6 protein-coding genes are annotated in these 7,673 nt (G+C 72.6%); 3 read left to right on the plus strand and 3 right to left on the minus strand.

Features of this window, described 5'->3' with window-relative positions:
- Positions 1–555, minus strand: a 555-nt coding sequence (locus tag E2651_RS38630) for a YwqJ-related putative deaminase (protein WP_135335948.1), incomplete at its 3' end; no start/stop codon positions are given.
- Positions 556–860: 305 nt separating this feature from the next.
- On the opposite strand from E2651_RS38630, the gene E2651_RS38635 reads away from it, so the two are divergent.
- From E2651_RS38635 to E2651_RS38645, 3 genes are all read left to right on the plus strand, one after another.
- The gene (locus tag E2651_RS38635) at positions 861–1,835 is read left to right on the plus strand and encodes an SMI1/KNR4 family protein (protein WP_135335949.1); all 975 of its coding nucleotides are present in this window, start codon (positions 861–863) and stop codon (positions 1,833–1,835) included.
- Positions 1,836–1,842: 7 nt separating this feature from the next.
- On the plus strand, positions 1,843–4,557 hold the full coding sequence (locus tag E2651_RS38640; RefSeq protein ID WP_135335950.1) for an SUKH-4 family immunity protein: 2,715 nt from the start codon (positions 1,843–1,845) through the stop codon (positions 4,555–4,557).
- A 272-nt stretch (positions 4,558–4,829) separates the two neighbouring features.
- Complete coding sequence (locus E2651_RS38645) at positions 4,830–5,714, plus strand: cellulose-binding protein (RefSeq protein WP_135335951.1); 885 nt, start codon at positions 4,830–4,832, stop codon at positions 5,712–5,714.
- 32 nt (positions 5,715–5,746) lie between these two features.
- Here E2651_RS38645 and E2651_RS38650 read toward each other — a convergent pair whose 3' ends face one another.
- Entirely contained in the window at positions 5,747–7,363 is a 1,617-nt protein-coding gene (locus E2651_RS38650) for a cation acetate symporter (protein WP_135335952.1), read from the minus strand.
- Positions 7,360–7,673: DUF485 domain-containing protein (locus tag E2651_RS38655; RefSeq protein WP_135335953.1), on the minus strand; the 314-nt coding region annotated here is incomplete at its 5' end. The genes E2651_RS38655 and E2651_RS38650, both read right to left, overlap by 4 nt.

The following is a 7,673-nucleotide window of genomic DNA, read 5'->3' on the forward strand; positions in this document are numbered from 1 at the left end:
GGCTTCGGGGGTGGTCGGGTCCACGACTCGTACACCGAAGTGTGCTGTGAGCGCGGTGCAGGGGCGGCAGGGGCGGGCGAAGCCGCCGTGCAGGGGGTCGCCGTCCTCGCGGATGCGGCGGGTGGTGAGTTTGGCGTGTTTGAGGGCCTTGCGGGCTTCGCCGTTGGTCATCGGTTTTCGTGCCGCGCGTTTGGAGCGGCTGCCGTCGGCCGCCGTGAGGTGGCGGGAGATGAGGATGGCTTCGGCGCAGCGTCCGGTGAAGCGTTCGCGCTGGCCGCTGGTGAGGGTGTCGAGGAAGTCCTGTACGAGTGGGTGGAGCGCGGGGGGTTCCTCGCCGCGGCCCGCGGTGCAGGTGAGGGTGGCGCCGCGGACGGAGAGCGCGGCGGCGACGGTGGGCAGGATGCCGTCGCGGCGCTGGCGCAGCACGGGCGCGTGGGCGGAGGTGTGGCTCCAGCCGACGCGGGGGTCCCCCGAGCCGGTGGTGCTCTCGTCGGTGCCGGGAGCCGCTGTCGTGGACAGTGTGTGGCTTGACCGACCGGTTTGTGCCGTGTGCATGGTGGTGCTTCCCTCCCCGCAACTCGCGGCGTGACCGCGTGTGCCACGCCCCCGCGTTGCGGGGACAGCCTGCCAAATGGGGCGGGTGGTGCGGAAGCTGGGGCGGCGCGACACGCCTGGGTTTCGTCGCACGGTGACGGTGCGGTGGCTGCTGGTCATGGAACCGGAGGCCCGGTGACCGGTGTCGTCCTTACGCATAGGCTGTCGACATTCGCAGTAAGCGCATAGCAGTAAGCACAGAGCAGTAAGCACAGAGCAGTAAGTGATCCGCAGAACCATTAACAGTGCCGCAGGGGGCAACCGCCATGACGACAGGTCGGCTGGGGCAGCAAGCCGCGCCGAACGCGGCCTACGCCGGGCAGGTCGTGCACTTCCCGGATCCGGTCCGGGCCTCGCGCCACCCCAGAGGGGTGCGCGTGGACGAGTACGGCTATCCGGACTTCTCGTTCTATGCGCGTGCGGCGGCCGAGATCGCCGAGCCCCCGGAGGGTTTCGGCGTCGACGAGCTGCGCCTCACGGACTATGTCTCCGCGAACGCGGCCCTCGCGGCGTCGGGTCATGACCTGTGGGACACGATCCCGCCGGTGGCGACCCCGCACGGCTGGACCTGGCATCACGTGCCGGGCGGCCGCCGCCTGGAGCTGGTGCCGGTCGAGGTGAAGGCGCTCCTTCGCCACCACGGCGGGATCGCGACGACGGCCGTGGACCAGAACAAGAGGGGTACGCGCCCGCTCCAGGAGACCCGCCCCGCGCATCTCGCGCTGCCCAAGTCGGCGGTCGCGGTGTCGGAGCAGGAGATTCTCGGGGTCGAGGAGGACCTCGGTTATCGGCTGCCCGGTGCCTACCGTTCGTTCCTGAAGGCGGCGGGCGGCTGCGCGCCGGTCGGTGCCGCGCTGGACGCGGAGCTCGGCCTGCTGGTCGACCAGCCGTTCTTCACGGTGCGGGACGAGGCCGCGGTCAATGACCTGGTGTACGTGAACAAGTGTCTGCGCGACCATCTCACCAAGGACTATCTGGGTGTCGGGTTCGTGCAGGGCGGGCTGCTCGCCGTGAAGGTCAAGGGTGACCGGATCGGTTCGGTGTGGTTCTGCGCGTACGACGACGCGCGTGACCAGGACGCGTGGCCGCCCGCCGAGCGGGTGGAACGCCTTCTGCTGCCGTGCGGCGACGATTTCGACGCGTTCTTGTCCCGGCTCGCGGGGAACCCGCCGGAGCTGGAGACCGTGGCGAACCTGATGGTGGACGGCGGCTTCGCGCGCGCCGTTCCGGTGGGGGAGTGACTTGGCGATGGTGACCTTCGCGCAGGCGCAGGAGCGCGCCGAGGAGTGGATCAACGGCGATGTGCCCGGCTATCAGCACCGTGAGGTGCGGGTCCGGGAGTTCGAGCTGGGTTTTGTCGTGTGGGCGGAGGACCGGGAGAACGGTCCGGTGTCCGACGGCGGCAGGCAGCGGCTCGTCATCGCGCGGGACAGCGGCGAGGCCACGCTGTGGCCGGGTCTTCCGGTCGGTGAGGTGATTCGCCGGTACGAGGAGGAGTACGGCGTTCCGGACGCGGCTCCTCAGGATCCGGCACCGGCGCCGCCGGAGCGGGTCGACCTGAATCAGACGTCGTTCCTGTTGAGCCCTCCGGAGTGGCTCCAGGAGGCGGCGGACAAGCTGGGCATTCCGGATCGCCGGGCGGACGCGTCCAACGGGGCGGGTGCGGCCGGGAGTTCGGCTCCGGCGCCTGCGGCTCCCGCTGCTCCGGTCGCTCCCTCCGCCCCCGAGCCCGTCGCGCCCGCGCCCGCTGCTTCGGCCGCGCCCGAGGCGCCCGGTGGCGGTACGCCGTGGCCCGCGGCCGGTGCGTCGGGTGGTGCGCCCGCCGGTGCCGCTCCGTGGGACGGCACCGACACCAACGGGCAGTCGGGCGACGAGGGTTCGGTGCCCGCGCCCGCGACGGTCTTCGCGCCGCCGCTGGTCGGCGGTGACGCCGACGACACCCCGCCGCCCGGTGTGTCTGCGGAGGCCAAGACCGCGCTGATGCACGGCGGCAGCCAGCTTCCGTCGACGAGGTTGGCGCCGGCGCTCGACGTTCCGGGCGCGGGTGCGCCGCAAGCTCCGGCAGCTCCGGCCCCGAACCTGCCTCCGCCGCCGGCCGGTGGCGCGGTGAACATGCCGCCGCCTCCGGGCGCCGGCGTGCCGGACGCTTCCGCGTACGGCTATCCGCAGGGGCCCGCGGCTCCCGCGGCGCAGCACTCCGTGCCGCCCGGTGCCGGTGACATCGCCGACGCCGCGACCAGCAAGGCGCAGGCGCCGCCGCGCGCCGCCCGTGGGAGCGGTGGGAGTACGCCGCCGCCTCCGGGTGCGCCGGGCACTCCCGGTGTGGCTCCGGGGAGTACGCCGCCGCCGTCCGGGCCCGGTGCTCCGGGTGCGCCGGCGGGGGGTTACGTCCCGACGCAGCTCGTCTCGGCGCTCGGCCCGGACGGGCCTCAGCCGCCTGCGGCTCCGGGGGCTCCGGGGGCTCCCGGTACGCCGGGTGCGCCTTCGGGTGGGGTGCACCATGCGGCGACGATGTTTGCGGACCCGAGCATGGGTGGTCCCGGTGGGATCAAGCCGCCGGGTGCCCCGCAGCCTCCCGGTCCGCCCGGTCCGCCCGGTGCGCCGGGTGCTCCCGGCGCTCCTGGTGCCCCGCAGCCTCCTGGGCCTCCCGGTACGCCGGGTACGCCTCCCGGTGGTATGCACCATGCCGCCACGATGTTTGCCGACCCGAGCATGGGTGGCCCCGGTGGGATCAAGCCGCCGGGCGCCCCGCAGCCCCCTGGCGCACCTGGCGCACCTGGCGCACCTGGCGCTCCTGGCGCACCCGGTGCTCCGGGTGCTCCCGGCACCCCGCCCCCCGGCGGCGGTGTCCACCACGCCGCGACGATGCTGGCCGGACCCGCCATCGGCGGTCCCGGTGCGCCGCTGCCGCCGCAGGGCCCGGGTGCTCCCGGCATGCCGCCGCCCGCGCCGGGCCAGCCCTACGGCTACCCGCAGCCGCCCACCGGTCAGCCGACCGTCGGCCCCGGCTACCAGGCCGTACTGCGGTACCGCGCGGCCGACGGCTCCGAGCAGCAGCTCATCCGCCGCTCGGCGCCCGGAACGCCGCACCCGGAGTGGCAGATCCTGCACGAGCTGCGCGGCATGAACGTGCCGCCGCAGCAGGTGCTCGAACTCCACACCGAGCTGGAGTCCTGCGAGCTGCCCGGTGCGTACTGCGCCCGCATGATCCGCGAGACGTGGCCGCAGGCGCGGATCACGTCCATCGCCCCGTACGGCAAGGACCACGCGTCCCGTCAGGGCGGCATGCAGCAACTGATCGCGCATCAGGGCGAGTTGCACCAGGTCGCGGACGGCCCGGCGCGCCCCGCGCCGGTGCGGGCGCCGCTGCCGCAGGTGCAGCCCGCGCCGCCGATTCCGCCGGAGGGCGTGGCGCAGGAGCTTGCGGGCGCTTTCGGGCCCGGCATCTTCCGCTTCGACCAGCGGGCGGTGTCCCGGCAGGGTGTGCCGGACATCGTGGCGCACACGCTCGTCGTGGCGGGTCTGCCCGTCGACTTCGGGCCGTTCTTCTGGGCGCAGGCCCAGCCGGGACGTCCGGTGCCGACGCTGGCCGAGACGGCGCAGGAGCGTGGCGTGCAGCCGGCGTCGGACGCCGGTTCGTATCTCGTCATGGGCAGTGACTTCGGCCGGGCGATCTGTGTCCAGTACGGCACGGCGAACATCGTGGCCGTGCCGGTGGAGGCGGGTCCCGGCGGGGCTCCGGTGCCGCCGCAGTTCGTGAACACGGGGCTGCCCGAGTTCACCCGCTGCCTGGCGCTGCTCGGCCGGATGTGGCGGCTGCGGTTCGGGCTCAACCAGGAGCAGGCGGGGCGCTGGACCGTCGACTTCCAGAGCCAGCTGGCCGCGCTCGACCCGGCGGCGCTCGCGTCTCCGGAGAGCTGGTGGTCGGTGCTGCTCGAGCAGATGTGGGACGGTCTGCTGTAGCCCCCGGCGGTGGTGACACGAGGCGCTCGGCCCTGCTTGTGGGCCGGGCGCCTCGTTCGTGTGTCCAGCCGCCGCTTTTTTTCGCGGCGATTCTTTCCCACCGACCCACCGACCCACCGGATCACCCCGCATCCGGCTTTGGGCGGGAAATGGCGCATCCTTGACCGGGTGAGATGTGCGGAGTGTCGCGTTATGAACGCTTCCGCTTGATCCATCAAGATGTGCGCCAATCGCGTAGTACGCGCGTGGTGCCTCGGAGAGGGGAATCAAGGATGAGCAGCGGTGCAACGGCCTCGCCGTACGGCTTCGTCGCCGTGCGCGGGCGCGGCTACCGGCCCGGGCAGGTGGACGCGTACGCCTCCGGTCTTTCCGAGGACCGTGACGGTGCGTGGGAGCGCGCCGCCCGGCTCACCGTCCTCGCCAAGGACATGGAGGCGGAGGTGGCGCGCCTGCGGGACGCGGTCTCGCGGCTCGCCCCGCAGACGTACGAGGAACTCGGCGAGCGCGCCCAGCAGATCCTGGCGGCCAGCGAGGCGGAGGCCGCCGGGCTGCGGGCCGACGCGGAGGCCGAGGCGCTGCGGGTGGGCGAGGCCGCCGATGCGGCGGCCCGGGAGGTTCGTGAGGCTGCCCGTGTGTACGCCGACGGGGTGCTCGCCGAGGCCGATGAGCGGGCCGGAAAGCGGCTGCTCGCCGCGCGCACCACGGCGGACGAGGCGCGGATCGCGGCCCGCCGTGACGTGAAGGAGTGGCGCGGCGAGGCGCTCGCCGCGCTGCGGGAGATGCGGCAGCGCAGTGGTGCGCTCCTGGAGGAGCAGGAGAAGGAGCACGCCGAGCGGTGGGAGGCGGCCGAGCGGGAGATTGCCCTGCGGGAGGCCGATGCGGAGGCGCGGGAGGCGGAGCTTGTGGCTGCCGCGGAGGCCCGCTTGTCCGAGGCCAAGCGGGCCTTTGCCGAAGCGGAGGAGTCCGCCCGACACGGGCAGGAGGACGCGGAGGCGCGGGGTGCGGAGCTGGTCGCTGCCGCGGGGGTGCGGGAGGAAGGCATTGTCCGGGAGACGGAGCGGTTGTTGCGGGAGCATGGTGAGGAGTGGGAGGAGGTTCGGGCGCACATGGAGCATGTGCGGAGCATCCTCGCCGCGCTGACCGGGCGGGTGTCCTAGACGCCGCCCGCCCACCCGAACCTCGGTGGCGTTCAGCCTCGCTTGATGCCCGCCAGGATCCAGCCCTCCACCGCCTCGTACTGCCTGCGCTGTTCCTCCGACTCCCTGCGGCCCGAGGACACCGTGCCCAGCCAGCCCAGGAAGAAGCCGAGGGGGATGGAGGCGATGCCTGTCGTGGTGAACGGGAACCAGTTGAAGTTCAGGTCGGGGAAGGCCGAAGTCGGGGAGCCCGAGACCAGGTTGGTGCCCGTCATCAGGATGACGGAGCCCAGCGTGCCGCCGATCAGCGTCCACAGCAGGCCCCTGCGGGTGAAGCGACGCCAGAAGAGGCTGTAGACGAGGGCGGGCGCGAGGGCGGATGCGCCCAGGCAGAACGAGAGCGTGACCAGCGGCTGCAGACTGCGGTGCTGCACCAGGACCGCGAGGAAGATCGCCACGCCTCCGACGGCGAAGGCGGAGACGCGGGCGAGCGTCATCTCCCGGCGCTGCGTGATGCCGCGGCGGCGGTGCGCGAAGACGTCGTGGGCCAGCGAGTTGGCGCAGGCCAGGATCATTCCCGCGACCGAGGCGAGCAGCGTGAGGAAGATAGCCGTGGTGACCGTCGTGAAGACGAGGGTCTCCACCGTCGACGCGTTAGCGCCGAACACCGCCTTGGAGCCAAGCAGATACGCCGTGTTGCCCTGCGGGTCCGCCTGGGCGATCGCCGCCCGTCCGATCATCGCCGTCGCGCCGAAGCCGACGATGGCGATGACGAGGACGAAGAGGGCGACGGACGACACCGCCCAGGACATGGAGCGGCGTATCTCGCGGGCGCTGCGCGCCGTGTACATCCGCATGGTGACGTGCGGCAGGCAGGCCCCGCCGAGCACCACCGTCAGCTCTGAACTGATCATGTCCAGGCCGGGGTTGGGGCCGCCGGAGAACTGCAGGCCGGACTGGAGGAAGGCGGGGCCGACGCCGCTGCCGCGCTCGGCGGCGGCGAGCAGTGCGCCCAGGTCCCAGTCGAAGCGGCGCAGGATCAGCGCGGCGATGACCAGGCCGGAGCCGAGCAGCATCACGATCTTCAGGATCTGGATGAGGGCGGTGCCCTTCATGCCGCCGATCGCCGCGTAGCTGATCATGAGGGCGCCGAGTGCGACGACGCAGCCCGTCTTCAGGCCCTCGCTGGAGAACCCGAGGATGAAGGAGAGCAGGTCGCCCGCGCCGGCCAGCTGCACCAGCATCAGCGGGAGCAGCGCGGCCAGCGTCGCCGCGCATGCCGTGATCCGTACGGCGCGGCCCGGCATCCGGCGGGCCAGTACGTCGCCCATGGTGAACTGCCCCGCGTTGCGCAGGGGTTCGGCCAGCAGGAACATCATGAGCATCAGGGACAGTGCCGTGCTCAGGGCCAGGACGACTCCGTCGTACCCGAGGAGCGCGATCACTCCGCCGGTGCCGAGGACGGTCGCCGCGGAGATGTAGTCGCCCGCGATGGCGAGGCCGTTGCGGATCGGCGAGAGCGCGCCGTAGCCGGTGTAGAACTCGCCGAGGTCGTCGCGGTCGGGTCCGGTCATCACGCAGAGCAGCAGGGTGAGGGTGACGACGGCGGTGAAGGCCACCAGGGACATGGCCTGTGCGGAGTCGGTGGCGAGCACGGTGGCGCTGTTCATCGGTTTGCCTCCAACTCGGCCAGCTTGCGCAGCCGTTGGGCCAATGGGTCGAGGAGGCGGCGGGCCGTGTACTCGTACAGAGCTATGGCGAGCAGCATGACGGGGAGCTGGCACAGGCCGAGCAGCAGACCGACGGAGAGCCCGCCGGTGACGGTGTCCGTCATCAGGGACGGTGCGAAGGCGGAGAGGGCCAGGAAGAGGGTGAAGTAGCCGAGCGCGGTGAGCGTGGCGACGCGCCGCTGCCAGCGGTAGGCGCTGCGCAGGAAGCGCAGGTCGCTGTGGCGGTGCGACGGGCTGCCAGGGGTAGGTG

The sequence above is a fragment of the Streptomyces sp. MZ04 genome (assembly GCF_004684775.1).
Taxonomy (GTDB): Bacteria; Actinomycetota; Actinomycetes; order Streptomycetales; family Streptomycetaceae; genus Streptomyces.

What these genes read in the sequence shown, in the direction of transcription:
- E2651_RS38635 (WP_135335949.1), top strand. Translation starts at nt 861, where the DNA reads ATGACGACAGGTCGGCTGGGGCAGCAAGCCGCGCCGAACGCGGCCTAC.
- E2651_RS38640 (WP_135335950.1), top strand. Translation starts at nt 1,843, where the DNA reads ATGGTGACCTTCGCGCAGGCGCAGGAGCGCGCCGAGGAGTGGATCAAC.
- E2651_RS38645 (WP_135335951.1), top strand. Translation starts at nt 4,830, where the DNA reads ATGAGCAGCGGTGCAACGGCCTCGCCGTACGGCTTCGTCGCCGTGCGC.
- E2651_RS38650 (WP_135335952.1), bottom strand. Translation starts at nt 7,363, where the DNA reads ATGAACAGCGCCACCGTGCTCGCCACCGACTCCGCACAGGCCATGTCC.